The 26,140-nt window shown below is 71.9% G+C and carries 25 protein-coding genes, 1 tRNA gene and 1 riboswitch; of the genes, 6 read left to right on the top strand and 20 right to left on the bottom strand.

The annotated features are described in order from the left end of the window. Positions 1-6: 6 nt before the first annotated feature. Positions 7-993 (top strand): epimerase, encoded by a 987-nt coding sequence (locus EXU48_RS02265; protein WP_133105933.1) that lies wholly within the window; start codon positions 7-9, stop codon positions 991-993. A 5-nt stretch (positions 994-998) separates the two neighbouring features. On the opposite strand, the gene EXU48_RS02260 is transcribed toward EXU48_RS02265, so the two are convergent. The 4 genes from EXU48_RS02260 to EXU48_RS02250 form a co-directional block, all read right to left on the bottom strand. Further along, the gene (locus tag EXU48_RS02260) at positions 999-1,670 is read right to left on the bottom strand and encodes a PspA/IM30 family protein (RefSeq protein WP_165962657.1); all 672 of its coding nucleotides are present in this window, start codon (positions 1,668-1,670) and stop codon (positions 999-1,001) included. After that, positions 1,663-2,274, bottom strand: coding sequence for a hypothetical protein (locus EXU48_RS24410; protein ID WP_165962656.1), 612 nt, complete (start codon positions 2,272-2,274; stop codon positions 1,663-1,665). Before EXU48_RS24410 ends, EXU48_RS02260 begins: the two co-directional genes overlap by 8 nt. Positions 2,275-2,517: 243 nt before the next feature. After that, complete coding sequence (locus EXU48_RS02255) at positions 2,518-3,198, bottom strand: ABC transporter ATP-binding protein (protein WP_133105931.1); 681 nt, start codon at positions 3,196-3,198, stop codon at positions 2,518-2,520. Positions 3,199-3,230: 32 nt separating this feature from the next. Continuing rightward, the gene (locus EXU48_RS02250) at positions 3,231-4,292 is read right to left on the bottom strand and encodes an ABC transporter permease (RefSeq protein ID WP_133105930.1); all 1,062 of its coding nucleotides are present in this window, start codon (positions 4,290-4,292) and stop codon (positions 3,231-3,233) included. A gap of 200 nt (positions 4,293-4,492) precedes the next feature. Between EXU48_RS02250 and EXU48_RS02245 the strand changes: the two genes are divergently transcribed. Together EXU48_RS02245 and EXU48_RS02240 are read left to right on the top strand one after the other, a co-directional pair. Next, the gene (locus EXU48_RS02245; RefSeq protein ID WP_235856789.1) at positions 4,493-5,902 is read left to right on the top strand and encodes a sensor histidine kinase; all 1,410 of its coding nucleotides are present in this window, start codon (positions 4,493-4,495) and stop codon (positions 5,900-5,902) included. Beyond that, positions 5,899-6,540 (top strand): LuxR C-terminal-related transcriptional regulator, encoded by a 642-nt coding sequence (locus EXU48_RS02240; protein ID WP_133105929.1) that lies wholly within the window; start codon positions 5,899-5,901, stop codon positions 6,538-6,540. Before EXU48_RS02245 ends, EXU48_RS02240 begins: the two co-directional genes overlap by 4 nt. Here EXU48_RS02240 and EXU48_RS02235 read toward each other — a convergent pair whose 3' ends face one another. Both EXU48_RS02235 and EXU48_RS02230 read right to left on the bottom strand, forming a co-directional pair. Further along, complete coding sequence (locus tag EXU48_RS02235) at positions 6,541-7,263, bottom strand: hypothetical protein (protein ID WP_133105928.1); 723 nt, start codon at positions 7,261-7,263, stop codon at positions 6,541-6,543. It lies immediately after the preceding gene. 2 nt (positions 7,264-7,265) lie between these two features. Beyond that, positions 7,266-7,961, bottom strand: coding sequence for a type III secretion system chaperone family protein (locus EXU48_RS02230; RefSeq protein WP_133105927.1), 696 nt, complete (start codon positions 7,959-7,961; stop codon positions 7,266-7,268). Positions 7,962-8,166: 205 nt separating this feature from the next. Here EXU48_RS02230 and EXU48_RS02225 point away from each other — a divergent pair, with 205 nt between their 5' ends. Next, on the top strand, positions 8,167-9,285 hold the full coding sequence (locus tag EXU48_RS02225) for a GNAT family N-acetyltransferase (RefSeq protein ID WP_133105926.1): 1,119 nt from the start codon (positions 8,167-8,169) through the stop codon (positions 9,283-9,285). Positions 9,286-9,394: 109 nt separating this feature from the next. On the opposite strand, the gene EXU48_RS02220 is transcribed toward EXU48_RS02225, so the two are convergent. The 6 genes from EXU48_RS02220 to EXU48_RS02195 all read right to left on the bottom strand — a co-directional run bounded on the left by EXU48_RS02220 (position 9,395) and on the right by EXU48_RS02195 (position 17,014). Beyond that, positions 9,395-10,372 carry a pirin family protein gene (locus tag EXU48_RS02220; RefSeq protein ID WP_133105925.1) on the bottom strand — a complete coding sequence of 326 codons (978 nt, stop codon included), beginning with the start codon at positions 10,370-10,372 and terminating at the stop codon, positions 9,395-9,397. Between the two features lie 49 nt (positions 10,373-10,421). Continuing rightward, positions 10,422-11,882: a peroxidase family protein gene (locus EXU48_RS02215; RefSeq protein ID WP_235856788.1), complete on the bottom strand. Its 1,461-nt coding sequence runs from the start codon at positions 11,880-11,882 to the stop codon at positions 10,422-10,424. Between the two features lie 128 nt (positions 11,883-12,010). Beyond that, positions 12,011-12,892, bottom strand: a complete 882-nt coding sequence (locus EXU48_RS02210) for a VOC family protein (protein WP_133105923.1) — start codon at positions 12,890-12,892, stop codon at positions 12,011-12,013. Positions 12,893-13,158: 266 nt separating this feature from the next. Continuing rightward, positions 13,159-14,157, bottom strand: a complete 999-nt coding sequence (locus EXU48_RS02205) for an ABC transporter ATP-binding protein (protein WP_133105922.1) — start codon at positions 14,155-14,157, stop codon at positions 13,159-13,161. Next, the gene (locus EXU48_RS02200) at positions 14,157-15,890 is read right to left on the bottom strand and encodes an ABC transporter permease (protein WP_133105921.1); all 1,734 of its coding nucleotides are present in this window, start codon (positions 15,888-15,890) and stop codon (positions 14,157-14,159) included. Before EXU48_RS02200 ends, EXU48_RS02205 begins: the two co-directional genes overlap by 1 nt. An 11-nt stretch (positions 15,891-15,901) precedes the next feature. Next, positions 15,902-17,014, bottom strand: coding sequence for a thiamine ABC transporter substrate-binding protein (locus EXU48_RS02195; protein WP_133105920.1), 1,113 nt, complete (start codon positions 17,012-17,014; stop codon positions 15,902-15,904). 57 nt (positions 17,015-17,071) lie between these two features. Then, positions 17,072-17,174: riboswitch (TPP riboswitch) on the bottom strand. Between the two features lie 100 nt (positions 17,175-17,274). On the opposite strand from EXU48_RS02195, the gene EXU48_RS02190 reads away from it, so the two are divergent. Beyond that, on the top strand, positions 17,275-17,523 hold the full coding sequence (locus EXU48_RS02190; protein WP_133105919.1) for a DUF4235 domain-containing protein: 249 nt from the start codon (positions 17,275-17,277) through the stop codon (positions 17,521-17,523). 38 nt (positions 17,524-17,561) lie between these two features. On the opposite strand, the gene mnhG is transcribed toward EXU48_RS02190, so the two are convergent. The 8 genes from mnhG to dcd all read right to left on the bottom strand — a co-directional run bounded on the left by mnhG (position 17,562) and on the right by dcd (position 25,828). After that, positions 17,562-17,942 carry a monovalent cation/H(+) antiporter subunit G gene (gene mnhG / locus EXU48_RS02185; protein ID WP_133105918.1) on the bottom strand — a complete coding sequence of 127 codons (381 nt, stop codon included), beginning with the start codon at positions 17,940-17,942 and terminating at the stop codon, positions 17,562-17,564. Then, on the bottom strand, positions 17,939-18,280 hold the full coding sequence (locus EXU48_RS02180) for a monovalent cation/H+ antiporter complex subunit F (protein ID WP_133105917.1): 342 nt from the start codon (positions 18,278-18,280) through the stop codon (positions 17,939-17,941). The genes mnhG and EXU48_RS02180 overlap by 4 nt, the downstream gene beginning before the upstream one ends. Continuing rightward, positions 18,277-18,906: a Na+/H+ antiporter subunit E gene (locus tag EXU48_RS02175; RefSeq protein WP_235856787.1), complete on the bottom strand. Its 630-nt coding sequence runs from the start codon at positions 18,904-18,906 to the stop codon at positions 18,277-18,279. Before EXU48_RS02175 ends, EXU48_RS02180 begins: the two co-directional genes overlap by 4 nt. A 2-nt stretch (positions 18,907-18,908) precedes the next feature. After that, a complete protein-coding gene (locus EXU48_RS02170) occupies positions 18,909-20,447 on the bottom strand; it encodes a Na+/H+ antiporter subunit D (protein ID WP_133105915.1) in 1,539 nt (512 codons plus the stop codon). Then, on the bottom strand, positions 20,444-20,965 hold the full coding sequence (locus tag EXU48_RS02165; RefSeq protein WP_207947584.1) for a Na(+)/H(+) antiporter subunit C: 522 nt from the start codon (positions 20,963-20,965) through the stop codon (positions 20,444-20,446). The genes EXU48_RS02170 and EXU48_RS02165 overlap by 4 nt, the downstream gene beginning before the upstream one ends. Then, entirely contained in the window at positions 20,962-23,883 is a 2,922-nt protein-coding gene (locus EXU48_RS02160) for a Na+/H+ antiporter subunit A (RefSeq protein ID WP_235856786.1), read from the bottom strand. The genes EXU48_RS02165 and EXU48_RS02160 overlap by 4 nt, the downstream gene beginning before the upstream one ends. 357 nt (positions 23,884-24,240) lie before the next feature. Further along, on the bottom strand, positions 24,241-25,242 hold the full coding sequence (locus EXU48_RS02155) for a hypothetical protein (RefSeq protein WP_133105913.1): 1,002 nt from the start codon (positions 25,240-25,242) through the stop codon (positions 24,241-24,243). 4 nt (positions 25,243-25,246) lie between these two features. Then, positions 25,247-25,828 (bottom strand): dCTP deaminase, encoded by a 582-nt coding sequence (gene dcd, locus EXU48_RS02150; RefSeq protein WP_133105912.1) that lies wholly within the window; start codon positions 25,826-25,828, stop codon positions 25,247-25,249. An 80-nt stretch (positions 25,829-25,908) separates the two neighbouring features. Here dcd and EXU48_RS02145 point away from each other — a divergent pair. Then, a tRNA-Gly gene (locus tag EXU48_RS02145) sits at positions 25,909-25,979 on the top strand. The last annotated feature ends 161 nt before the right edge of the window (positions 25,980-26,140 follow it).

Below are 26,140 nucleotides of genomic sequence, written 5' to 3'. Positions count from 1 at the left end.
GGCATCATGACCCACCAGCCCCCCGCCCCGGAGCGGCCCCGCGCCGTCGTCGCAGGCAGCTCCGGCTTCATCGGGAGCGCCCTGATCGCCGACCTGCGCCGCCGCGGCTACGACGTGAGGCGGGTCGGGCGGTCCGGCCCGGACGCCCGCTGGGATGCGCCCGACGAGATCGACGCCGTCGTCGACGGCGCCGACCTGCTGGTGAACCTGGCCGGCAAGAGCGTCGGCTGCCGCTACCACGACCGGAACCGCAACGAGATCTACCGGTCCCGGATCGCGACCACCCTGGCGCTGCACCGGGCCGTCGCCCGCGCGGCGCAGCCACCCCGGCTGTGGCTAAACGCGAGCACCGGCACGATCTACCGGCACGCGATGGATCGTCCGCAGACCGAGGCGGAGGGCGAGCTCGGCGGCGGGTTCTCGGTGGACGTGGCGCGCAACTGGGAGCGGGTGTTCGGCCACGGCGACCTGCCCCGGACCCGCCGGGTGGCGCTGCGGATGGCGATCGTGCTCGGCGACGACGGGGCGCTGCCGATGCTGCGTACCGCGGCCCGCTTCGGGCTCGGGGGCCCGGAGTACGACGGGTGGTGGCTACCGCACCGTCGCTACCGCGGCATCGGGCCGCACCCCACGACGTCGAAGCCGTTGGACCACCACACCGGTGGGCGACAGCGGTTCAGCTGGATCCACATCGAGGACGTGCTCCGCGCGGTCGAGTTCATCGATACCCGCGAGGACCTCTCCGGCCCGGTGAACCTGGCCGTACCGGAGGCCAGCGACAACACCACCCTGATGGCGGGCCTGCGGGGCGCCGTCGGCGTGCCGGTCGGGCTGCCGGCGCCGCGGTGGCTGCTGGAGATCGGGATGCTCGTGCTGCGCCAGGAGTCCGAGCTCGTGCTCAAGAGCCGGTGGGTCGCCCCCGAGAAGCTACTCGCCGCCGGGTTCGAGTTCCGGCACACGGACCTGGGCGCGGCGCTGCGCGAACTCGCCTGAGGCGGCTAGCCCTGCGGGTGGTCGAGCCCGGTGATCAGCCGCTGGTTCGCCGCGATGGTCCGCTCCAGGTCCGCGAACGCGGCCCGCACCTGCGGGGAGTCAGGGTCGTCCCAGGCGATCTCGTCCCGGGCGGCCGTCTCGGCCTGGATCCGGCGCAGGTGGTCGCGCGCCTGCGCGGTCTGATCGGTCTGACCACCGGCGGCGCCGAGCGCGGACTGGATGTTCAGGGCGGCGGTCGCCGCGTCCCGGTCGGCGCGCAGGTCGTGCAGCTGCGCGGTGGCCTGTCCCAACTGGGACTCGAGCAGGTCGAGACGCTGCTCGAGGTGGGTGACCTGGCCGTCCAGGACGCCGAACCGCTGCCGCAGGGCGTCCCGGCGCCGTTCGGCGTCGACGGCGTCGCTCAGGTGCCGCCTGGCGATCGTGTCCTGCCCGTCCGCCACAGCCCGCCGAGCCCGTTCGGTGGCGGCGCGGGCCTCGTCGTCGGCGCGTCCCGCCTGCAGATCCGTGCGCCGCCTGCTCACGGCCAGCTCCACGAGCGAGCGCCGGGCGGTGGCCAGCAGCGCCTGCTGTTCGGACAGGTGCGCGGCGAGCCGCTCGGCGGGGTCGCCCGTGGGGGTGCCGGCTCGGCGCACCCGAACCAGGCGGACCAGCCGGGCCCGGATGCTTCCCTCAGCCACGACCACCCGTCCCGGAGTCCGGCAGGGCGTCGCGCTCCGCGCGGTGGACGTCCCAGGTCCGCAGCGCCTCACCCTCGATCTGCAGGCGATCGGCGGCCGCTCCCAGTTCCGCGGCGGCGCTGTGGTTGCCCATCGCCGACTCCCGCAGCCCGGTGGCGAGCCGCTGGTACTCGCCGACCTCGCCCGCGAGCCGCCGGGTGATCCGGTCCCGCAGGGCCGGATCCGGTTCCCGCTCGACGAGCCGGAGCCGTTCGTCGAGACCGTCGGCGACCGACTCCAACTGCTCGGCGATGGCCGGCAGGTCCCCGACCGGACGGCCCTGCGCCCCGGCCGCGGCGAGGGCCCTCGCGGTCGCCTCCCGCTCCCGTGCGATGGTCAACTGGAGCCGTGCGCCGTGGCGACCTGCGCCGTCGGACATCACACTGCGGGCGCCCAGCAGCCCGCGGTCCATGCCGCGGCGAAGCGCCTTCGAGCGGCGCACCCGACGCACCACCAGCCAGAACGTGGTGCCCACGGCCGCGACGCCCACGGCAGCGGTGCCGGCGAGCACGGCGAGGGTGGTGACGACGAACTCGGTGGCAGCGGTGATCGTCTCGGCGGGCATCTGCACTCACCTCGATCTCGGCCGCTGGGGTGGGGTTTCCACTCTACGACGCCGCGGCGGGTAGCACCGAGGGTCGATCGGGGCGGACCGGGCACGACCGCAGCGACGGGACCTGACCTGACTGCCGCGGCGGCACCATGCGCCGAGACCGTCGGCCGGCCCTCGAGTCAGCCAGGTGTTCGGGACTGAATCGAGGGCCAGGTGACTACCTCGGCGGCTCCGGTGGGACGCTCGGCGCGGTGCTCAGGCCGCGGCGAGCACGCGGGCCCGGCCGTCGGTGATCTCGACGACCTGGTCGGCGTGGGCGAGGTGGTCCCGGTCGTGGGTGACCACGATCGTGGCCAGGTCACGCTCGGTGGTGAGCCGGCGCAGCAGGTCCAGGATCGCGGCCCCGCGCTCGGTGTCCAGCGCGCTGGTGGGCTCGTCGACGAGGAGCACGGACGGGTCGTTCATGAGCCCACGGGCGATCGTGACCCGCTGGCGCTGTCCGCCGGAGAGCTGGTGCGGGCGGCGGTCGGCCCGGGCGGCGAGCCCGACGGCGTCGAGCAGTTCCGCGGCTCGCTCGCCGGCCGCCGTGGTCACCCCGCCCGCGAGGTGCGCCATCACGGTGAGCTGTTCGAGCGCGGTCAGGGAGGCGAGCAGGTTCGCGGACTGGAACACGATGCCGATCCGCTTGCGCCGGACGCTGGTGCGCTGCGCCCGGCTCAGCCCGACCAGGTCGGTGCCGTCGAGCAGGACCTGCCCGGAGTCCGGGGTGATCAGGGTCGCGGCCACGGCCAGCAGGCTGGACTTGCCCGAGCCGGACGGTCCGACGACGGCCGTGAGCGCACCCGGCTCGGCGTGCACGGTGACGTGGTCGAGAGCGGTGAGGCGGCCGTCCCCGTCGGGGTAGGTGAGGGTGACGTCGTTGAGGTGCATGGTCATGGCGGTTCTCCTGGTCAGGTGGGGTTGGGGGTTCAGCGGGCGCTGCCGAGCGCCGTCAGTGGGTCCACAGTGGCGATCCGGCGCAGTGAGGCGGCCGCCCCGACCAGGCCGAGCACCACCAGTAGCGCGGCCGGCAGCAGCACGGTGGCCGGGTCGAGGACGAACGGCACCGCGGCCGAGGCGAGCGCCCCCAGACCGGCGGCGAGCGCCGCGCCGAGCCCGGTCCCGAACAGCAGCAGCACGAACGCCTGCCCGACGGCGTCGCGCAACAGATAGCCGGTGGACGCGCCGACCGCCTTGAGGATCGCGATCTCGGGGCTGCGCTGCACTGTCCAGACCGTGAAGAACGCACCGATCACGAGCGCGGAGATGGCGAGCAGCAGCCCCCGCATGAGTTGCAGGGAGCCGTTCTCGGAGGAGTAGGAGCCGATCGCGTTCAGCGAGTCGGCGACGGTGACGGTCTCGGTGCCGAGGTCGGCGTCCGCCGCCGGGAGGTCCGCGGCGCCGGCGTGGATCGCGAGGACGGTTGCGGCGGTGGGGTCGGCGCCGGTCGTCGGCCGGTCCGCCGTGGAGATCCACGCGACGGGGGCGTGGGAGTAGGAGTCCCGCCCGGCGACCGCGGCCACCTCGAGCTCGGTCCCACCGACGGCGACGGTGTCGCCGGCGACCACACCGAGATCCTCGGCGGCCTGCTCGGCGAGCACCACCTCGCCGCCTCGCACGGCCGCCGGCGGCAGCGTGGAGGAGCCGCCGACGGCGAAGAACGCGACGCCGGTGGAGCGCTCGCCCGACTCCACCCGGGACATGCCGAGCGCGATCGGCTCGACCGAGGCGACGCCGTCGACCCCGGTCCAGGCCTCTTGCGTGCCCGCCGGGATCACGGAGTCGGAGAACGAGATGTCCTGCCCCTGCGCGGGTGCGGCGAACACCAGGTGGTCGGCGTCCAGGTCCGTGATGGCCGAGACGTTCTCGCGGCCGAGGCCGGCGGTGAGCCCGGACAGCAGCACGACGAGCAAGGTGATGAGGGTGACGACGGCGCCCATCAGGGCGAACCGTCCCTTCGCGAACTTCAGGTCCCTGAGGGCGACGAACACGAGTGATCTCCAGGCTGTGGATCGTGGGGCCGCACGGGGGCGGGCCGGGCCGCCGGGTGGGCGACCTCGATCAGCGTCCCGCTCGGGCCCCCTGCCCCACATCGCCCGCCGGACGGCACCGCGGGCAGCGATGGTCGGAGCACGCGATCCAACGTTCGACGGATGCCGCGCCCCCTGCGGCTCCGTAGGCTGAGACGGCCATGACCACCCTGCCGACCCTGCCAGCCATGCCGACCAGGCAACGCGCCACCGGGTCCGCCGGCACCTCGGCCGTGCCGTGGCTGCTGCGGCTGTGCCTGCACCTTCTGGTCGCGGCGCTGCTGGTCCTCGCCGTCGCGCGGGCGTTCGCCGCCGACGGCGGAACACCGGTCGGGGTCATGGTCATCGCCATCGTGGTGGGTCTGGTGTACGCGGTCGGCCCGCTGGCGCCGGCCGTGCGGCCGGGATCTCGGGCAGCCGGCCTCTGGCTCGCGGTGCTGCTCCTGGCCTGGCTGGTGCTGCTCTGGCTCACCCCGGATGCGATCTGGCTGGCGTTCGCGTGGTTCTTCCTGCTGCTGCACCTGCTCTCCTGGCGCACGGGCCTGGTCCTGGTGGCGCTGACGGCCGTCGCGGCGGTGGCCGGGTTCGCCTGGCACCAGCCGGCGTTCACCCCGGCGATGGCGATCGGCCCGTTCCTCGGCGCGGCCGTGGCCGTGGCCGTGGTGTGGGGCTTCGGGCAGTTGAGCGCGGAGTCGGAGCGGCGCCGGGCACTGATCGCCGAACTGCTGCAGACCCGGGCCGAGCTCGCCGTTGCCGAACGCGAGCAGGGCGTGCTCGCCGAACGGGAGCGCCTGGCCCGGGAGATCCACGACACGCTCGCCCAGGGCCTGTCGAGCATCCAGCTCCTGCTGCTGGCGTCCGGCCGCCGGCTCCGGGTCTGCTCCGACCTCCCCGGCCGATCCGATCTGGCCGAGGTGGCCGACCTCGTGGAGCAGGCCCGCAGCACCGCACAGGAGAACCTGCGCGAGGCCCGCCGTCTCGTCGCCGCACTCGCCCCGGCGGACCTGCAGGGCGGCTCCCTCGTCGCGGCCCTGGAGCGGCTCTGTGCGCGTACCACCGAACGCGCGGCGCTCCCGGTCGCGTTCCACCTGGAGGGCCGGCCGATCGCCCTGCCGACCCCGGTGGAGGTCGCGCTGCTGCGGGTCGCCCAGTCCGCCCTGGCCAACACCACCCGCCACGCCCGGGCCGGCCGGGCCACCGTGACCCTGACGGTGATGGACCAGCAGGTGTCCCTCGACGTGGTGGACGACGGCGTCGGATTCGAGTCCGGCGGCCTCACCGCCGCCGGGGTCGAGCACCCCAGGCCGGGGCCCGACGGCGGGTTCGGGCTGACGTCGATGCGGTCCCGGGCCGCCGAGCTCGGCGGCAGCCTGACCGTGGAGTCCACTCCGGGAGGCGGCACCGCCGTCGCCGTGAGGTTCCCGATCGGATCGGATGCAACAGGCGCGGCCGACGCGACCGGCTCGACGCCCTCGACCGGCTCGACCGAACGGGCGACCGCCGCCGGACGGACTCACCCGGGCTCCGCCGTCGGGCCCGACGACGCGGCCGCGGAAGGACCACGAACATGATCACCATCCTGCTCGCGGACGACCACCCGGTGGTGCGCGCCGGGCTGAGGGCCGTCCTGGAGACCGAGCCGGACCTGCGCGTGGTCGCCCAGGCCGGCACCGCCGACGAGGCGGTGCGAACAGCCGTCGACCTGACGTCGGCCCAGCCACCCGGCCTCGACGTGGTGCTGATGGACCTGCAGTTCGGTCGCGAGATGGCCGGCGTGGACGCGACCGCCCGGATCACCGCGCTGTCGGCGGCCCCCCGGGTGCTCATCCTGACCACTTACGACACCGACGCGGACATCCTCGCGGCGGTCGAGGCGGGCGCCTCGGGGTACCTGCTCAAGGACGCGCCGCCGGACGAGCTGCTCGCCGCGGTCCGGACCGCGGCGGCCGGGCAGTCCGCGCTGGCGCCCGCCGTCGCCCTGCGGCTGATGGACCGGATGCGCACCCCGGACCAGTCGCTGTCCCGGCGCGAGACGCAGGTCCTCACGTTGGTGGCGGACGGGCGCTCGAACCAGCAGATCGCCCGGGAACTGTTCATCTCCGAGGCGACCGTGAAGTCCCACCTGGTGCACATCTTCACCAAGCTCGGCGTGGACTCGCGGACCGCGGCAACCGCCGCCGCACGCCGTCGTGGACTGATCCGCCGCTGATCAGGCGTCGACCACTCCGGCCAGCGGGTCGTACCCCATGTTCAGCCACAGGTGCCGGGGGATCGCCTCGACGATCCCGTAGAGGAGGTTCAGGTAGGGGTCGATGTTCTGGATCTGCTGCGCCCCGTGGACCCACAACAGGAGGTCGCGCCCTTCGACGGTGATGTGCCGGCCGACCGCGTCCGGCGCCAGCAGGCGCTCCATCAGACGCGGGTGGATGAAGTCGAACGGGTACTGGCCCGGCGGGCCCTGGATCCGCCACACCTCGTTGAAGGCCGCCGACTCGAACTCGATGTCCTGGCCACCGAAGAACTTGGCGATCGATGAGCCCGCGCCGTCCGGGCTGAGCTGCAGCCACGGCAGCGGGACCGGCAGTTGCAACGCGAGCACGTGGTGGTGGTGCGTGGTGCTGTTCTCGCCGCTGCTCGTGACGTAGGTGTAGGTGAAGCTGAGGGCCTGCCGGCCGTGGAACAGGCCCGTGAAGACGTCGGTCGCACTGCGCCTGCTGCCCTGCCCGAACGGCGGGCTCTGCCAGCGGCGCTCCAGGCCGTGCACCTGGGGGTCGTAGCGCCAGCCGCGCGAGGCGGCCCAGTGTGCGTTCGCGGCCCGCCGGCGGCGGTTCGCGCGCCGGACCAGCAGCACCAGGCCGACCACGGCCGCGACCACGCCGCCGAACACCAGGGCCACGATGGCGAAGGCTGCCAATGCGGGGGTCAGGTCCACCGCTACTCCGCGAGCGGGTCGTGGCCCACGTTGAGCCACAGGTGCCGGGGGACCCGGTCGACGATCCCGTACAGCAGGTTCAGGTACGCGTCGATGTAGGCGAGTTGCTGCCGGCCGTTGGCCCAGAGGTAGATGTCCTCCCCCTCCACGGTGATGGACCGACCGACCGCGTCCCCCTGGAGCAGACGCTCCATCATCCGTGGGTGTATGAAGTCGTAGGCGAACCGGGCGGAGGAGGCCCTCACCCGCCAGGCGTCGTTGAAGGCCGCGGACTCGAACTCGATGTCCTGGCCGCCGAAGAACTTCGCGATCGCGGTACCCGCGCCCTCCGGGGTCAGCTGGAGTCCGGGCAGGGCCGTCGGTAGATGCAGGGACACCACGTGGTAGTGGTGCGTGGTCCTGTTCTTCCCGCTGCCGGTCGTGTACGTGTAGGTGAAGCTGGAGATCTGCTCACCGTGGAAGGTCCCGGTGAGGACCTCGCTGGCCCGCCGGGAGCTGCCCTGCCGGAACGGCGGGCTCTGCCACCGGTTCACGAGGGTGGGCACGTTCGCCGTGTAGACCCATCCACGCTGGGCGGCGAACGCCCGGAGCCGTTCCTGGCGCTTCTTGTTCGCCCGCCAGCCGATGATCGCGAGCACCGCGAAGATCACCACGAACAGGATCCAGATGCCTCCCGGGAAGAAGCCGTTCCCGTCCATGTGGTCCTCCTGTCGGTGGTGATCGACCGGCGGTTCGACCGGCGCTGGGCCGGTCGTGCGCCGGTACTGGCAAACGTCCAGCAGCGTAACAACGCGCGCCGCGCGCAGCGGACGCCGCCCACGGGCAGAACTGCCCCCGAGGGCGGCCGCCGTCGGGCGGGTAAATGTCTGGCGCACCGGCCCGGTGCGGGATCACCCTGAGGTCATGGACACGATCGCCACCACGTTCCGGATCAGCGAGGCACCGACGCCCGCCCGATCCGATGAAGCCCCCGACTGGCGGGTGCGCGGCGCCACCGCCGTCAGTGCCGCCGGCGTGCTCGAGATCCTCGGCAACACCGACCTGGCCGACTCCGCCGAGACCATCACCGCCTCCCGCGCGAACCAGAAGACGGCTCGCAAGCACCTGCTCGTCGGCCTCGACGCCAACACCGCCGACGGCGACCCCGACTCCGTCCTCGGCGCCGCCTGGGTCTACCTGCCGCTGAAGGACAACACCCACATGGCGTTCATCGAGGTCGAGGTCCTCGCCACGGCGCGGCGGCACGGACTCGGCGCTCAGCTCTGGGACGCCGCCGTCGCGATCGCCCGCGGGGCCGGCCGCACCAAGGTGATGGCCGACGCCGGCATCACCACCGAGCCGGACGCCGCGTCCCCCGACGCTCTGGTCCCGCCGACCGGGACCGGCCGCTTCGACGGCAGCACCCCGGGGGCCCGGTTCGCACTGGCCCGCGGTTTCGCACTGGAGCAGGTGGAACGCCACTCGCAGTTGCCGCTGCCCGTGGACCCGGACACGCTGGTCCGGTTCCGGCAGCAGGCGCGGGCGAAGGCCGGGTCGGACTACGACCTGGTCACCTGGATGGGCCCGGTACCTCAGGAGTGGGTCGAGCAATACTGCGTGCTGCAGACCCGGATGAGCACGGACGCCCCGTCCGCCGGCCTCGACCTGCAGGAGGAGGTGTGGGACGCCGACCGGGTCGCCAACCTCGACTCCGTCCGGGCCGCGATGGGCAAGATGACCTACACCACGGCCGCCCGTCACGTCCCGACCGGAACCCTCGCCGGCTACACCGAGATCGAGACCGCACCGGGCAAGCCGGACGTGCTCTACCAGGAGAACACCCTGGTGCTGGCCGAGCACCGGGGCAAGCGCCTGGGCATGCTGGTCAAGGCCGCGAACCTCGAGCTGATCGCCCGCGAGGTCCCCGCCGCTCGCCGGGTGCACACCTGGAACGCCGAGGAGAACAACTACATGCTCGACATCAACGTGGCTCTGGGCTTCCGCCAGGCCAGCGTCTGGGCGGCCTGGCAGCTCGCCCTCTGACCCGACCCGCCTCCCCCCAAAGCGCTGACATAGCACCTCCCACTCTGAGATCGCACCGCGCGACGGTGCGATCTCAGGGTAGGAGGTGCTATGTCAGCGCTGCCCTGGGCTAACTGGCGGGGCGGCGTCGCCGGGGGGACAGCCGCACGTTCGGCAGGTCCGGTGACGGGATGCGCTGCTCACCGTGGCCGGCCACGAACCCGAACCGGCGCTGCTCCGGCGGCAGGTCGGCATCCGCCTGCCAGTCCGCCCGGGCGGCGGCGACCTCCTCGTGGGAGCGGCCCACGAAGTTCCAGAACATCACCAGGTCCTCCTCGAACGGCGTGCCGCCGAGCAGGACGAACCGGGCGCCGTCGGGTCCGGCCGCGAGCGTGAGGTCGGACCGGCCGGCACCGAGGTAGGCGAGCGGTCCGGGCTCGAGGTCACGGCCGTCGACCACAAGGCTGCCGGAGATCACCAGGACCGCGTGCTCGAAGTCCGGGCGGAGTGCGAGGGTGGAGCGCGCTCCGGAGCCGAACGCGGCGTCCGCGCCGAGCAGCGGCGTGTGCACGACCGCCGGCGATACCACCCCGCCGAGGCAACCGACGAACACGATGATCCGGACGCCGTCGGCCTCCAGCACTGGCAGGTCCCTCACCTGCTGGAAGGAGGGCTCGCCCTCGGCGGCCCCGCTCGGCAGTGCCGCCCAGAACTGCAGCCCGAGCAGCTCCCCCGGCTCGGAGAACTCCGAGTGCGAGATGTTCCGCCCGGAGGTCATCAGGTTCAGCTCGCCGGGCCGGACCCAGACGTCGTTGCCGAGGCTGTCGCGGTGGTGGATCTCGCCGGACATCGGCCAGGTCACGGTCTGCAGCCCGGTATGCGGGTGCGGCAGTACCTCCATGGGCACATCGGTGGACGGCCCGAACTGGTCCAGGAAGCACCACCCGCCGACGGTCGGCAGGGCTCGCTGGGGTAGGGTCCGGCGCACCAGGATGCCGCGGATCCCGCCGAGCGGGACCTCCCGGGCGTCGAACACCTCGAACCGCGATTCACAGGTGCCCGACGGCGTCGCGAGCGTCTCGGTCGGCCGCACCTCGAGGTTCGTCATGGCCCCAGCATCTCAGGTGGGTCCGCCTCCGTCTCAGGCACAGGGCGGGTCAGGCGAGCGCGGCGACCACCCCCGCCTTGGTGAGCAGGTCCACCATCGTGAACCCGTCCCCGGTGCCGTATCGCGGCAGCCACTCCGGGTCCTGGCTGAGATAGGAGTTCGCGTCACCCTCGATCAGCCCGGTGAACACCTCACCGACGATCCGTCCGCCTACCGGCCCCAGATGCACACCGTCGGCCACCACGTCCGCCTCCCGCAGGATGTAGAACCACAGCGGCGTGCGTCCCTTCAGCGCCGTGGCCTCCACGTCCGCCAGGTCGGCGGGATCGAGCAGCGGCAAGTTCATGGCCTTCGCGACCCGTTGCCCGGACGGCACCTGCATGGTCAGGCCGCGCAGCAGGTTCCGGGCGGCGAGCGAGGTCGACTGTCCGGGGGTCTGACCCATGAGCGCGAACAGGGCCGTCGAGAGTGTCGTGTCGATCTTCTTGTTACGCCGCGCCCGGCCATCGCCGAAGTCGAAGAACGTCTGCCAGTCGATGAACCGCCGTGGCGCACGGCACCCACCGCGCAGGTCGTCCGGATCGTCGGAGGTGCTGGCGGGGTCGAAGATCGGCGCGAAGAACTGCTGGGCGGTGTCGATGGCGCTGGTCCCGAAGTTCGCGCGGTAGGTGGGCCGCACCTGCGAATGCCCGAACCGGTAGGCAGCGACCGAGAATTCCACCGGGATGTACGGCGAGTTGCGCCAGCTGTAGTGCTTGCGCCCGTTCGTGAGGATGTCGGTGCACAGGTCCGCGCCGATCGTCAGCGGCAGGAACTCGTGCAGCACCATCCACTGGTAGTGCCAGCGCACCTCACGATGCGCCTCGGCGAACACGTCCTCGGCGGAGTAGGCGCTGCCGAGTTCGTCCCGCACGTCCGCGACCACGGCGTTGTGGAACTTGAGCATCGCCAGGTGCAACTGGTCGACGATCAGGTTCTCGTCGTTGCGCGGGTCGCCCAGGATGGCGGTGTTCTGGGCGTTGCGCGGAACGTCGTAGCGGGTGGTGCCGTCCACGCTGAACGGCTCGCAGCCCGGGATCGGGTCGACGAGGAAGGTGGTCTGGCCACGGTCGACCCAGCGGTCGTACAGGTGCGGCGAGACCCCCGGCCCACCGCCGTAGACGCTGTCCAGATCCAGGGCGGGGATCCGGAAGTTGCGGATCGACTCGGGGTCCTGCCGACGGGCCAGGCTGGAAGTCGGGTCGAACGTCATGTCATGGTCGAGGAACTGACCGAGGAAGGTCATCCCCGCCGTCATCGTCGGGTTGTCCGGGTTGTGTTCGCTCAGGACCGGGTCGGTGATCGACGCGATCGGGTCGGTCACCAGATCACCGGCATCCATCGGCCCACCGGGCGCGCCGAGGTCGGTCAGCGCGTCCCGGATGAGTGGGGTGTCCGAGGCGAACGGGGGCAGGGTGGGGAACAACCTGCCGAACTTGCCCTGGTCGTAGAACTGGGACCGGGGCGTCATCACTCCTGCGTCTGCGTCTCCATGGCTCATAGCACATGATGAGCGTCCCGCCCGGACCGCCGATACGCCCTTTCGGGCACCATTTGGGGTCAGGATCGGACGGGCCCGGCGGTGCCGCCAGGCTCCGGTCAGACGGCGGTGGGGCGAACCTCGACGAGGGTCTTCCACGGGTCGTCGAACCGGAGCACGGCACCGTCGTGGCGGCGTTCGATCCCCTGCGCGGCCAGGCGGGCGGCGAGCGCGTCCAGGTCGTCGGTGGTCGGCACCTCGATGCTGACCTGGCCGAGGCCGAGCGAGGCGGCCCGCGGGCCGGCGCCGGCGCTGTTCCAGGTGTTCATGCCGATGTGGTGGTGGTAGCCGCCGGCGGCAACGAACAGCGCCTGGGCGCCGAACCGGGCCATCACGTCGAAGCCGAGCACGCCGACATAGAACTGCTCGGCGACGTCGATGTCACCGACCTGCAGGTGCACGTGTCCGATGTTCGCGACGGCGAGCTCCGGCTTGGTCAGCGCCTGGTCGGTGAGGTGGTCGCGCAGGTACGCGTTCGGGTCGAGCGGCAGGGTCGCCATCTGCACGCCACCGCCTGCGGTGCGGGTCCACACCTCACGCGGGCGGTCCCAGTACAGCTCGACGCCGTTGCCCTCGGGGTCGTCGAAGTAGAACGCCTCCGAGACCAGGTGATCGGAGGACCCGGTGAAGCTGCGCGGTGCGAACCGGGCCGTTGAGTTCACCGAACCGGCGAGCCCGGCCTGGGTGTCGAACAGGATCGCGGTGTGGAACAGGCCGGCGTCGCGCCGGTTGAACTCGGGCAGGTCCTTCTCCTGGCGCAGGTGCATGATTGGCGTGGTCCCGCGGCCGAGGATGGCGCTGGGGCCCTCGTGGGCGATCACGTCGAGGCCGACGCCGGTCGAGTAGTAGGCGATCATCGCGTCGAGGTCGCGGACCATGAGGTCCACGACGCCCATGGCGGTGTCCTGTGCGAGTTGATCGTGGTGGGCGATCGTGGCCATGTCTCCGGCTCCTTATTAGTTGACTCTTCAAGTATCGTACTCCCAGCAACGCGAGAGCGCCAGCGGTATTCCCGTGAGCCACGCCACCAGCGTCCAGCCGCGCGATCGAGAGTGCCGTTATGGCTGCCACTTCCGCACGCTCAGCCGACCCGGGCCAGAACGCCCGCCGCCGCTACACGCGGAAGAGCAGGTCTGGCCACTGCCGCTCGCTCGGCGCGCAGCCCGGGCCTGGACGCGGGTGCGTCCGCGCCATGTCCTTGGGCAGGTCAGAGGTCGACGAGGCCGGCCGGGTCCAGGCGCAGCCGCACCAGGTCACCGGTCTCGATCGCGGCGACGCCGGCGGCGACGGCGCGCTGTTCGCCCCAGTCGGGCAGGTCCACCGTCACGGTCGTGCGCCCGCGCGAGAATCCGACGGCGGTGACTCGCCCGGTCAGGTCGCCGTCATCGTTCGAGCCGGGCGGGCCGGGCGTGTGCGAGGAAGCGGCGACGACCCCGACCACCTGGAGCGCCTGCGGCCCGAGCCCGAGCCGCCCGCCACCGCCAACCCGGACCACCCGGTACCCCAGGAACGCGGCGACGTCGGAGTCGGCGGGGGCCGCCCACAGCGCGGCTGGGGTGCCCACCTGGACCAGTTCCCCGGCGCGCATCACGGCGACCCGGTCGGCGACGGTGAAGGCCTCGTCGTGGTCGTGGGTGACGTACAGGGAGGTGGTGCCGGCGCGCCGGAGGATGTCGTGCAGGTCGCTGGCGAGGCGTTCGCGCAGGGCCCGGTCCAGGGCCGAGAGGGGCTCGTCCAGGAGCAGCAGCCGGGGTCGGGGCGCGAGCGAGCGGGCCAGTGCGACCCGCTGCTGCTCGCCTCCGGACAGCGTGGCCACCGGGCGCCGCTGGTAGCCCGCCAGGCCGACCAGCTCCAACAGTTCGTCCACCAGGTCCCGGCGCTCGGCCGCGGGCACCCGGGCCATCTCGAGACCGTAGGCGACGTTCCCGGCGACGTCGCGGTGCGTGAACAACTGGCCGTCCTGGAACATCAGCCCGAACCCTCGCCGGTGCACCGGGACGTCGGCCAGGTCCGCCCCGTCCCACGCGACCCGACCGGCAGCGAGCGGCTCGAGGCCCGCGACCGCGCGCAGCAGCGAGGACTTGCCGCACCCGGAGGGCCCGAGCAGGGCGACCACTTCACCGACCGCCACGTCCAGATCGACCCCGGCCACCGCCGTCGTCCCGGCATAGGTGACCACGGCACCGGCGATACCCAGACCACCCATCAGAACTCCCCCGCGCCCTCGCGGCGCAGCCGTTCGGCCACACCCATGATGGTCGCGGTGAGCAGTGCCAGCACCACGGACGCCGCGAGCGCCATCCCGTAGTTCTCCGGTCCCGGCTGCCCGATCAGCCTGAAGATGACCACCGGGAGCGTCGGCCGGTCCGGGCGGGACAGGAACGACGTGGCCCCGAACTCCCCGAGCGAGACCGCGAACGCGAACCCGATCGCGAGCCCGAGGGAGCGGATCAGGAACGGCCCGTCCACGGTCAGCAGCACCCGCCAGGGCGCCGCGCCGAGGACGCCGGCCGCCTCCCGCAGGTGTGGGTCGATCGCCCGGAGCACCGGCAGCACGGTGCGCACCACGAGCGGGATCGCCACCACCGCCTGCGCGATCGGGATCAGGATCGCGGAACTGCGCAGGTCCAGCGGCGGGTGGTTCAGCGTGATCAGGAACCCGAACCCCACCGTCACCGCGGACACCCCCAGCGGCAGCATGAACACGGCGTCCAGCCACCACACCGCGCGCCTGCCCACCGGGTTGCGGGGCCGGCGGGATACCACGAGCGCGACCAGGGTGCCCATCAGCACGGCGAGGAGGGTGGCGTCCACGGCGATCCGCAGCGAGTTCGCGGCGGCCTCCCAGACCGGGACGGTCAGCGCGTTGTCCCCGCCGGTGGTGCCGAGCGCCGCGTAGTTGCCCAGGCCCCACCCGTCCGGGGTGCGCAGGGAGCGCACGAGCAGGTTCCCGAGGGGTAGGGCGAGCAGGGCCCCGACGACGGCGGAGGTCACCATGGTGGGAAAGAGGTCACCGCCGGGGCGGCGTCCGTCCCAGAGGCGTAGCCGCTGCGCGGCCCGCTCGTCGCGGCGGGCGCCCTGCAGGTCGAGCGCGCGTTCGCGGCGGGCCCGGGCCCGGGAGAACAGGGCCAGTGAGATCCCGACCACGACGAGCTGGACCACGGACAGCACGGCCGCCGTGCGCAGGTCCAGGAACTGGGTGGTCTGGACCCAGATCTCGGTCTCGATGGTGCCGTACCGGGTGCCGCCGAGGACCATGACCACCCCGAACGCGGTGGCGCAGAACAGGAAGACCACGGACGCCGCGGACACGATGGCCGGGGTGAGGGCGGGCAGCGTCACGGTCAGGAACGCCCGCCACGGCGGTGCGCCGAGAGCCCGGGCGGCCTGCTCGGTGCGCGGGTCGAGCCGCTCCCACAGACCGCCGACGGTCCGGACCACCACGGTGTAGTTGAAGAACACGAGCGCCAGGACGATCGCGGTGAAGGTCCCGTCCAGCCCGAGGAAGCCGAGCGGCCCGCCCTCGGTCAGCAGTGACCGGAAGGCGACGCCCACCACCACGGTCGGCAGCACGAACGGCACCGTGACGAACGCCCGCACCAGGGCCCGGCCCCGGAACGTGCGCCGGTACAGCACGTACGCGCCGGGCAGCCCGAGCAGCACCGAACCCGCGGTGCCGAGCAGCGCCTGGACGAGCGTGAGCCGGATGATCCGCCAGGTCCGCGGGCGGGCGAAGACCTCCGCGAAGCCGGAGAGGTCGAGCGCCCCGTCGGTGACGAACCCGCGTCCCACCAGGGTCGCGACCGGCCACGCGAAGAACACGCCGAGGAAGACGAGCGGGATCGCACCCGCCGTCACCCAGGCGAGCGCGCCGCCCCACCGGAGGGTGCCGGCGCGGCCGCCGGGGCGCCTCGTCGCGGGTCTCGCGTGGCCGGACATCGCTCGGTTCCTCAGCCGATCACGGTGTCGGTCCAGGTCTCGATCCACGCGTCCCGGTTCGCGTCGATCTCCTCGGTCGCGACCTCGAACGGCTCGGGGGCGAGCGGCGCGAACGCGGTCCAGGACTCGGGCAGGTCGATGCTGTCGTCCACGGGGTAGACGTACATCTGGCCCGGGATGTCCGCCTGCACCCCGGCGGAGAGCAGGAAGTCGATGAATGCCCTGGCCCCCTCGGGGTTCTCGGCCCCGGCCAGCACCCCGGCGTACTCGACCTGCCGGAAGCAGGTGTCCAGCAGGGCTCCGGTGGGGGCGGCGTCCGCACCCTCGGCCACCTCGAACGCCGGCGACGTGGAGTAGGAGAGCACGATCGGGTACGCGCCCTGACCGGAGGAGCCGGAGAAGTCCACGGAGTAGGCGTCGGACCAGCCCTGCACCACCTTGAGCCCGTTCGCGGCCAGCTGGCTCCAGTAGTCCACCCAACCGTCCTCGCCGAACGCGCCCACCGTGGCCAGCAGGAAGGCGAGCCCCGGGGAGGAGGTGGCCGGGTTGGACACCACGGTCAGCCCCTCGTACTCGGGCGCGAGCAGGTCCTCGAGGGTGGCCGGTTCGGCGATGCCGTGCTCGGCGAACCAGGTGTGGTCGACGTTCAGGCAGACGTCGCCCACGTCGATCGGGGTGAGCGAGCCGGCGTCGTCGGCCAGGTACTGCTCGGCACTGGCCGGCAGGTTCCCGGGTGTGTACGGCTCGAAGACCCCGGCGTCGATGGCGCGGCTGGCGAAGGAGTTGTCGACGCCGAACGCGACGTCCCCGAGCGGGGCGTCCGAGGTGAGGATCAGCTGGTTCACCAGGGCGCCGCCGTCACCGGGGGCGCTGAACTCCAGCGTGTAGCCGGAGTCGGACTCGAACTGGGCGATCAGGTCCTCGGACAGGCTGAACGAGTCGTGCGTGACGACCCGCAGCAGGCCGCCGCCACCGTCCTCGCTGGACTCTCCGGCGCCGTCGCCCCCGGTCAGCGAGCAACCGGCGAGCGCCAGCCCGACCGACACCGCGACCGCCCCCAGGCCGGCAGCGGCGCGGCGGCGGCGTGCGGGTGCGGCACCCGGAGCGTGTGTGTGATGGAACATGTGCTTCCTCCTCAACGGACATTGAGAAGGGGTCCAGATGGCGCGTGAACGCCACCTGGGAGAGAAGACTCGACTCCCTTCGCCGGTGCTAACCGGTGCAGGTTCGAGGGTCTGCGGCGGGCCGCACTCTCAGCGCTGTCGCGCTCCCCTGTCGTTTGTGGGCTCAACCGTACACCGCGCCCGGGTGCTCGCCTCGCCGGGCGGTGCGCGGTCCTTGACGGATAGGCTGGGGGCGCCGACCCGCAATCCGAGGAGCCCGCATGAACGCCCAGAAGATCGTGACCACCGTCGCCGCCATCGCCGCCGGGTTCGCCGCGAACAAGGTCATCGAACTGGCCTGGAAGGGCGTCACCGGGCACGAGCCGCCCACGGCGGACGATGGCGAGATCAGCCTGACCGAACTCGTGGTGTTCGCGGCGGTCAGCGGCGCCGTGGTCGCGTTCGCGCGGACGTTCGCCACCCGGACGGCCGGTAAGTGGTTGTCCTCCGGGGACCTCACGAAGGGCTGAGCAGCCCGCACCGGTGGTCACCGGCGCCCGACGACGGGTCAGCGGCCCGCTTGCTCGCGGTCCGTCTCCTCGCGAGCGGCCCGCAGGTCCTCGGTGAGTTCGTCGACCACGAGCAGGTCCGAACGCACCTTGCCGGTGCGGTAGCCGGCCCGCCCGACCATGTGCGCCGAGACGGGCGCGGTGATCAGTTGGAAGAGCACCACCAGGGTGAGCTTCCACCCCAGCTGTGAGTCACCCAGCGACAGGGCCAGGCCGGTCATCATCAGCACCAGGCCGAGCACCTGGGGTTTGGTCGCGGCGTGCATGCGGGCGAGCAGGTCCGGGAACCTGGTCACGCCGATGGCGGCGATCAGGGTGAGCAGGCTCCCCAGGACCAGGAGCACCGACGAGGCGACGGTGACGACGTCCGAGGCGTTCACGACTCCTCCTCCAGTTCGGCCCGCACCTTGGCGTCCGCCTCGGCGATCTCCTCGGGGGTGAGGATGCGGCGTTCCTCCTCGGGTTCGGCGGCCGCGAACCGGGCCAGCGTCACGGACCCGACGAACCCGACCAGGGCGAGCACCATGAGCACCGGCACCAGGTCGGAGCGTCCGGTCCAGGCCGACAGGATGGTGAGGCAGCCGATGATCGCGGCCACCATCACGTCGATCGCCACGATCCGGTCGAGCATGCTCGGCCCGCGCTCCACCCGGCTCATCGCAAGTATGGCGGCCGCCGTGAGCAGCACCCCGCACGTGATCAGCACACCCACACTCATCGGGTCACCGCCTGGTCGTCGCCGGCCGGGCCGGAGGGCCCGACGGCGGTGGTCGGGTCGGGCCCGTCGGTGCGGCCCCGCTTCCACGGCCGGGGCGGCAGCCCCGCCTCGGCGATGTCGGCGTCGGTCGCGAGCGCGTACAGCACCCGTCGCTCCTGGGCGAGCACGTCCGCCTTCGCCTTAGCGATCCCGCCCGCGGCCGGCACATCCAGGACGTGCACGTACAGGGTGCCGGACAGCCGGTGCGCCTCCACGATGATGGAACCGGGCACCAGGGAGCAGAGCACCGCGGTGAGGGTCAGGTAGAGGTCCGAGTGGGACCGCAGGGGCACCCTGATCACCGCGCCGTGCGGGTCGTGCCCGAACCTAAGGGCCTGGCGGGCCACCTGCACGGAGGCCAGGAGGACGTCGACGGCGAACTTCCCGAGCAGGATCGCGGTACCGATGAAGGAGACCCGGCCCTCGAAGCCGATCCGCGGCATCGGCATCACGGTCATCACGAAGAGCCCGATCAGCGCGCCGGCGAGCACGTTCGCCAGGCTCAGGTCGCCCCAGAACAGCACCCAGAGCACCGTGAGCCACAGCACCATCGGGATCTTCTCGAGCCACTTGCGTGATCCACTCACCCTCATCCGTCGTCACCCCCGGCCGCGTCGGAGTCGCCCTCGCCCCGGTCGCCATGCACCAGCACCGCGTCGACGTACGGGGTCTGGGCCTGCAGGTCCCGGGCCGCCGCGTCGGTGTAGTGGTACAGCGGGCCGCCGACCACCGCGAACAGCACCCCGAGGGCGGCGAGGACCGCGGCCGGGCCGAACATCGAACGCGGCGTGCTGTCGCCGGGCAGCTTCTCGGGGGCGTCCTGCCAGAACGCCTTGTTCCAGGCCTTGACCACGGCGTAGAGCGTGAGCAGGGACGTGAGCAGGCCGCCGGCGACCGTCGCCAGGGCCAGCGGCGACCCCAGTTCCAGGCCCGCCTGGAGCAGGCCGACCTTACCGAGGAAGCCGGACATCGGCGGGATCCCGGCCAGGTTCATCGCGGGCACGAAGAACAGGATCGCTAGGGCCGGCGCGAACTTGCCGAGGCTGCCGAGCTTCTCCAGCGACGTGGTCCCGCCACGGCGCTCGATGAGGCCGGCGACCAGGAACAGCGCGGTCTGCACGGTGATGTGGTGGGCCACATAGAAGATGGCCGAGGACAGTCCCGTCTGGTTCGCCAGCGAGATCCCGAAGATCATGTAGCCGATATGGCTGACCAGCGTGAAGGACAGCAAACGTTTGATGTCGTCCTGGGCCACGGCGCCGATGATGCCCACGAGCATCGTCAGGAGCGCCGCCCACATCAGGACGGTGTCCAGGGCGCCGTCGGTGAACAGCAACGTCTGCATCCGGATGATCGCGTACACCCCGACCTTGGTCAGCAACCCGGCGAACACGGCGGTGACCGGGGCCGGCGCCGTCGGATACGAATCGGGTAGCCAGGCCGAGAGTGGGAACACCGCGGCCTTGATCGCGAAGCCCATCAACAGCATCACCTGCAGGACCAGGCGCACCCCGGGGTCGATCTCGAGCAGCCGCTCGGACAGCTGGGCGAGGTTCAGCGTGCCGGTCGCCGCGTAGATCATCGCGATCGATATCAGGAACAGCACCGAGGACAGCAGCGAGACGATGACGTAGATCGACCCGGCCCGGATCCGTTCGCCGGTCCCACCGAGGGTGAGCAGGACGAACGAGGCCGCGAGCAGGATCTCGAACCCGACGTAGAGGTTGAACAGGTCCCCGGACAGGAACGCGTTGGCGACCCCGGCGGAAAGGACCAGATAGGTCGGGTGGTAGATGGCGACCGGCGCACCCTCGTTGCCGTCGGCGATGCCCTGCGCCAGCGAGTACAGGAGCACGCACAGCAGCACGATCGCCGAGACGAGCAGCATCAGGGCGGAGAGCCGGTCACCGACGAGCGCGATCCCCACAGGCGCCGACCAGCCACCGACGTTCACGACCTGCGGGCCCTGGGTGTGGGTGACGAAGATCAGGCCGATGGCGACCGCGAGCACGATGCTCAGGGCGGCCACCGAGATCGCGCCCTGGACCCGCGGGCGCCGGGACATGGCCAGGGCCAGGCCGGCCGCGATCAGCGGGACGACGACCGGTAGCGGGACGAGCCAGGTCATGATCGCTCTCCCTTGACCTCGTGGTCCTCGGCACCCAGCTGCGGCCCGTGTCCGGTGACCAGGGGTACCTCCTCGGTCTCGTCACGTGCCTCGGCGGCCTCGATGGCCAGGTTGGTGCCGACGTCGTCCGCTCGCCGGTCCACCGCACCGCGTTCGGCGCGGCGCGCGATCCGGCGGTCCTCGAGGTCGTCCTGCACCTCGTCATGGCCGTGCAGCTGCCAGCTCCGGTAGGCCATCGCGAGCACGAAGGCGGTCAGGCCGAGGTTGATGACGATCGCGGTGAGGACCATCGCCTGGGGCAACGGGTCGGCCATCTCCTCGTTGGGACCGCTACCGATCAGCGGTGGACCGCCGGCGGCTCCCCCGGCGATCAGCATCAGGACGTTCACGCCGTTGCTGATCAGGGTCACGCCGATGATGACGCGGGACAGGCTGCGCTCCAGGAGCAGGTACACCCCGGTACCGACGAGGACGCCGACCACGATCGCGAGGGTGACGTTCGGTGTCATGTCGATCATCGGGGGCCACCTCCGGCCAGGGCGTCCTCGAGGGGCTGGGCATCGTCCGCGGTGGATCGCGGCGAGTCGTGGGCGACGTCCGGCGCCGCGCGGCCCTCGGCCTCGCCCTGGCGGTCCACCTCGGCGCCGAGCGAGCGCAGGATGTCCAGCATCAGGCCGACGACCACCAGGAACACCCCGATGTCGAAGAAGAGTGTGGTGACCAGGTGCACGTCGCCGAGGTAGCCGAGGTGGAAGTCGATCACCGCGGACTGCAGCACCACACCGCCGAACGCGAGCGGCACAGCCCCGGCGCCGGCGGAGAGGAACAGCCCGCTGCCGAGGAGAAGACCGGGCAGGACCGGCGCCGCCTCGCCGAGCTCGTACCGGCCGCCGGCCAGGTAGCGGACGGTCAGCGCGATACCGGCCACCAGGCCGGCGACGAACCCACCGCCGGGTGAGTTGTGCCCGGCGAAGAGCAGGTAGACGGCGAACACGAGCATCGTGTGGAAGATCAGCCGGGTGGCGACCTCGAAGATCACCGACCGCCGGTGCGGCGCGAGGGCGACGCCGGCGCTGATCCACCGGCGGTTCCGGGTGCTGCGCACCGGCTGAGTCCGGGACCGCCGTACCAGCGCGTCGTCACCCGGGGAGTCGCTGGCCCAGACCGAGCCCCGGTCCATGTCATGGTCGCGGATCCGCTCGACGCGGCCCGCCCGGGCCCGGAGGAACACCAGGGACGCGACACCGGTGGCGGCGACCAGCAGGACCGAGATCTCACCCATCGTGTCCCAGGCCCGGATGTCCACGAGCGTGACGTTGACGATGTTCCTGCCGTAGCCGAAGTTGTAGGCCTCCTCGGGGAACAGCTCCGCGATGGTGTCGGTGACCCGCGCGTTCGGGATCACGAGCGCCACGAACGTCACGGTCACCCCGACGATGGTCGCGAGGATCGCCCGCCACCACCGGCTCGCCTTGAGCGGCCGGTTCGAGAAGTAGGCCGGCAGCCGGCGCAGGACCAGGATGAACACGACCAGGGTGATCGTCTCCACCAGGGCCTGGGTCAGGGCCAGGTCGGGGGCGCCCTGCAGCGCGAACAGCAGCACGACCCCGTAGCCGGTGATGCCCAGCAGGACCACGGCCTTCAGCCGGCGCCGGGCCCGCGCGGTCAGGAACGCGGCCACCGCGATCACGACCGCCACCCCCGCCTGGACCGGGTAGTCCCAGGGCTTGAGCGCACCGATGCGCAGCCCTCCGGCGTAGGCGGAGGTCCAGATCATCACCACGGTGGTGAGGAGGATCAGGCCCAGGTAGACGGGCAGCGAACCACGCTGGGTGATCGAGGTGACCGCGACCGAGATGCTGTCCAGCCGGCGCATCGTGCCGCGGTAGGTCCGGTCCGCGTCCGGACCGACGGAGACCAGCTCCTGGGCCCGTTCGATCGCGGTCCGGCCGAGCATCAGGAGCAGTCCGGCCACGATGATCACACCGGTCAGCAGCAGCGGGATCCCGAAACCGCCCCAGAGGGTCAGGTGCCCGGGCTCGCCCTGGGGGTAGGTGTCCGCGTACGGCGCCAGCAGGGTCTCTCCGGCCACCGGGAACAGGCCGGCGAACAGCCCGGCGAAGGCGAGCACGTTCGGCGCCACGTAGAGACCGGTCGCCTCCTTGTCCACCGACGTGTCCGGCACGCCCTTCTTCCGGGCGAACGCACCCCAGAGGAAGCGCATCCCGTAGGCGAACGTGAGGATGGACCCGATCACGACGACGACAAGCACGGCCACGGACATCGGGTCATCGAGGTGCACGAGAGCCTCGAGGGCCGCCTCCTTGCCGACGTAGCCGGCGAACGGGGGCAGCCCCACCATCGAGAACGCGGCGAGCACCCCGGGCACGGTGGCCCACGGGAGGTGCTTGGCCAGCCCGGAGAGCTGGCGCAGGTCCCGGGTGCCGGCGGCGGCGTCGATGACGCCGACGGTCAGGAACAGGGCGGCCTTGAACATGGCGTGTGCGCCGATGAGGGCGAGCCCGGCGAGCGCGACGGCCCGGTCGGCCTGCCCCACCAGCAGGATCAGGAAGCCGAGCTGGCTGACGGTGCCGAACGCGAGGAGCAGTTTCAGGTCGTGCTGACGCAGCGCACGGTAGCCGCCGAGGATCATCGTGGCGCCACCGGTGAGCAGGATCATCCACTGCCACACCGGCGTCTCGGCGAAGCCGGGCGCGAACCGGGCGACCAGGTACACACCGGCCTTCACCATCGCGGCGGCGTGCAGGTAGGCGCTCACCGGTGTCGGAGCGGCCATCGCCCCGGGGAGCCAGAAGTGGAACGGCACGAGCGCGGACTTGCTGATCGCGCCGACGAGGACCAGCACGATCGCGGCGGTCACCAGCCCACCGCCTGCCGGCGGTGCGGCGATCAGTTCGGAGATCGTGTACGAGCCACCCTCGGCCTCGCCGAGGATGAGGAAGCCGAACAGCATCGCGAGCCCGCCGAGGGTGGTCACGATGATCGCCTGCATCGCGGCCCGGCGGGCGCCCTTGCGGTCGAAGTAGTGCCCGATCAGCAGGTAGGAGAACACCGTGGTGAGTTCCCAGAACACGTACAGCACGAGCGTGTTGTCCGTGGTGACGAGCCCGAGCATCGCCCCGGCGAATGCGACGAAGACCCCTGCGAACCGGCCCAGGAACTTGGCACCGGAGGCGAAGTACCAGGCGCAGTAGCCGAGCACGATGGCGCCGACACCGCCCACCAGGATCACCATGAGCCAGGACAGGACGTCCAGCCGGAAGGACAACGACATGTCCAGCGCCGGGATCCAGGACACGTCCAGCGTGGGACCGCGCCCGTCCACCACGGCACCCGTGTTCACGACCGCCCAGACCGCCGCCGACCCGGGCACCAACGCCAGCGGCAGGAACCCCTTGCGACCGAATCGCCGCATGATGGCAGGCGCAGCCACGGCGGCGAGAAGGTGCAAAGCGAGTAGCTGCAGCACGTCCGCTCCTGATCAGTGGGCGTGGTCAGATTGTCAGTCGAACTTTGGCGTCACGCGAATGGGGATTTCGGTGGAACCGGCGGTGCTTAGGTTGTAAGGAGTGAAGGTGCGGCCATGCACGCCGACCCTGTTCGGGCGGCGTGATGGAGTGGATGGGAACCGTTCGGATCCTACCAAGGTGAGAGACCCTCCCGTCCCCGGCGTCCGCGATCCGGGGGCCGGACCACGGGCCGGGTCCGGGCTCGCCCGAGTGAGGTCCGGCGATCGGTCGAGCGCCCGGTACTGGTCCGGATCAGGCCCGGTTCACGGGTCGACGAGGAATCCGTCGTCGTCCGTCGTCTCACCGCCGATGGCCTCCAGGAGAGCCCGCGCGGCCCCCTCCACGAGCGCCGTGGCCCGGTCCCGGGCGGCGACCATCCGGGCGCCGGTCGGCCCGGCGTGGTAGGCCTCGGGGTCCACCGGGAACCAACGCACGTCGTAGCGGATCACTCCGGACCGGGCCCAGTCCAGGCCCTCGAGCACCAGGGGCACGGACACCTCCGCCTCGACCTCGACGGCGATCGTGCCGCCGTCGGGCAACGGGCACACGGCACCGTAGGCCTCGGTGGCGGGTTCGGCCGCGAGCGCATGCGCGTCGTAGGCGTCGGCCTCCGCGTGGATCCAGGCCCGTTCGCCGTCGTCCAGTTCCTCGGTGCCGGCCGGTGCGGCGGCTGCGGGCCGCGGCGTCGGCGACGCCCGGTGCGCGCCCGCGTCGGGCCCCGGGTCCGCACCCAGGTCCAGGCTCACCCCGGGCAGCGCCGGGGTCAGCACGTGCACGAGGGCGTCCGGATGCAGCCACACCTCGGAGTGCACGGCCAGGTCCACGCCCGGCTCGGGGACGATCAGGGCGCCGGTCCCGGCCACCCGCAGAGTCCCACCGAGCCGGCGGGCGGCGGCCTGGGCGAACTCGACGATCGCGAGTTCGTGTCCCTGCGGCTGCCCCCCTGCGAACGCGTCCAGGATGCCGCCGAGGCCGCGCAGGTGCTCGGGTACCGGGTCGCCGCGCTCGGCCGGGACGGTGATCGCGTACGCCTGGGTCAGTTCGACCCCGACGCCGAGCAAGCCGGGATCGGCGACCTCCCACGGGCCCTCGATGGCGGCCGTCGGGGTGAGCGCGAGCGTCGTGGCGTTCACCCGGCCCGCCTCCGGGAACCGGCTCAGCGCGAGAGCCTCGACCTCCTCGTCGGTGACGTCCGCGCCGAGCAGCAACAGGTGCTGCACCTCGGCGAGGCCGACCTGCAGGACCCGGGCTGCGCCGTCGGGCATGGCCCTACCGACCCACGTCGGTGCGGTGGAACCCCAGGTGCGAACGCGACGCCGTCGGGCCCCGTTGGCCCTGGTAGCGCGAGCCTTGGGCGCCGGACCCGTACGGGTGCTCGGCGGGGCTGGACAGCCGGAAGTAGCACATCTGCCCGATCTTCATGCCGGGCCAGAGCAGGATCGGCAGGGTCGCGACGTTCGACAGCTCGAGCGTGACGTGGCCGGAGAACCCGGGGTCGATGAACCCGGCCGTGGAGTGCGTCAGCAGTCCGAGCCGACCGAGGCTGGACTTGCCCTCGAGGCGGGCCGCGACGTCGTCCGGCAGGCTGATCAGCTCGTACGTGGACCCGAGGACGAACTCGCCGGGATGGAGCACGAACGGGTCGCCGGGGGCGGCCTCGACCATCCGGGTGAGTTCGGGCTGGTCCAGGGCGGGGTCGATCACGGGGTACTTGTGGTTGTCGAAGAGGCGGAAGAACCGGTCCAGCCGGACATCGACGCTGGAGGGCTGGATCATCGTCTCGTCGAAGGGATCCAGGCCGATCCGCCCGGTGGTCAGTTCGGCGCGGATGTCGCGATCGGAGAGCAGCACGCGCCCACGTTAGCGCGCCGGGGTGAAACCCATCCCCGGCACCGGGTATGCTGGCGGCGCGTTCGGGTCACCGGGCGCATGCGGGTGTAGTTCAGTGGTAGAACTTCAGCTTCCCAAGCTGATAGCGCGAGTTCGATTCTCGTCACCCGCTCGCAATGAGACGGCCGCCCGACGAAGTCGAGGCGGCCTTTCTCATGCGAGGGGTGCCGAGACTCGGGAGGAGGAACGCCCGGCGAGGCACGAGCCGGTCGTGACGACGGCTCTCGTCACCCGCCGAGACTCGGGGCGGCTCTCATCACCCCCCGGACCAGA

It is taken from the genome of Occultella glacieicola, assembly GCF_004353825.1.
GTDB classification, from domain to species: domain Bacteria; phylum Actinomycetota; class Actinomycetes; order Actinomycetales; family Beutenbergiaceae; genus Occultella; species Occultella glacieicola.
This window is presented reverse-complemented; position numbering and strand designations above follow the sequence as displayed.

What these genes read in the sequence shown, in the direction of transcription:
- EXU48_RS02265 (WP_133105933.1), top strand. Translation starts at nt 7, where the DNA reads ATGACCCACCAGCCCCCCGCCCCGGAGCGGCCCCGCGCCGTCGTCGCA.
- EXU48_RS24410 (WP_165962656.1), bottom strand. Translation starts at nt 2,274, where the DNA reads ATGCCCGCCGAGACGATCACCGCTGCCACCGAGTTCGTCGTCACCACC.
- EXU48_RS02255 (WP_133105931.1), bottom strand. Translation starts at nt 3,198, where the DNA reads ATGACCATGCACCTCAACGACGTCACCCTCACCTACCCCGACGGGGAC.
- EXU48_RS02245 (WP_235856789.1), top strand. Translation starts at nt 4,493, where the DNA reads ATGACCACCCTGCCGACCCTGCCAGCCATGCCGACCAGGCAACGCGCC.
- EXU48_RS02240 (WP_133105929.1), top strand. Translation starts at nt 5,899, where the DNA reads ATGATCACCATCCTGCTCGCGGACGACCACCCGGTGGTGCGCGCCGGG.
- EXU48_RS02230 (WP_133105927.1), bottom strand. Translation starts at nt 7,961, where the DNA reads ATGGACGGGAACGGCTTCTTCCCGGGAGGCATCTGGATCCTGTTCGTG.
- EXU48_RS02225 (WP_133105926.1), top strand. Translation starts at nt 8,167, where the DNA reads ATGGACACGATCGCCACCACGTTCCGGATCAGCGAGGCACCGACGCCC.
- EXU48_RS02220 (WP_133105925.1), bottom strand. Translation starts at nt 10,372, where the DNA reads ATGACGAACCTCGAGGTGCGGCCGACCGAGACGCTCGCGACGCCGTCG.
- EXU48_RS02215 (WP_235856788.1), bottom strand. Translation starts at nt 11,882, where the DNA reads ATGACGCCCCGGTCCCAGTTCTACGACCAGGGCAAGTTCGGCAGGTTG.
- EXU48_RS02210 (WP_133105923.1), bottom strand. Translation starts at nt 12,892, where the DNA reads ATGGCCACGATCGCCCACCACGATCAACTCGCACAGGACACCGCCATG.
- EXU48_RS02205 (WP_133105922.1), bottom strand. Translation starts at nt 14,157, where the DNA reads ATGGGTGGTCTGGGTATCGCCGGTGCCGTGGTCACCTATGCCGGGACG.
- EXU48_RS02200 (WP_133105921.1), bottom strand. Translation starts at nt 15,890, where the DNA reads ATGTCCGGCCACGCGAGACCCGCGACGAGGCGCCCCGGCGGCCGCGCC.
- EXU48_RS02195 (WP_133105920.1), bottom strand. Translation starts at nt 17,014, where the DNA reads ATGTTCCATCACACACACGCTCCGGGTGCCGCACCCGCACGCCGCCGC.
- EXU48_RS02190 (WP_133105919.1), top strand. Translation starts at nt 17,275, where the DNA reads ATGAACGCCCAGAAGATCGTGACCACCGTCGCCGCCATCGCCGCCGGG.
- EXU48_RS02180 (WP_133105917.1), bottom strand. Translation starts at nt 18,280, where the DNA reads ATGAGTGTGGGTGTGCTGATCACGTGCGGGGTGCTGCTCACGGCGGCC.
- EXU48_RS02170 (WP_133105915.1), bottom strand. Translation starts at nt 20,447, where the DNA reads ATGACCTGGCTCGTCCCGCTACCGGTCGTCGTCCCGCTGATCGCGGCC.
- EXU48_RS02165 (WP_207947584.1), bottom strand. Translation starts at nt 20,965, where the DNA reads ATGATCGACATGACACCGAACGTCACCCTCGCGATCGTGGTCGGCGTC.
- EXU48_RS02160 (WP_235856786.1), bottom strand. Translation starts at nt 23,883, where the DNA reads ATGCGGCGATTCGGTCGCAAGGGGTTCCTGCCGCTGGCGTTGGTGCCC.
- EXU48_RS02155 (WP_133105913.1), bottom strand. Translation starts at nt 25,242, where the DNA reads ATGCCCGACGGCGCAGCCCGGGTCCTGCAGGTCGGCCTCGCCGAGGTG.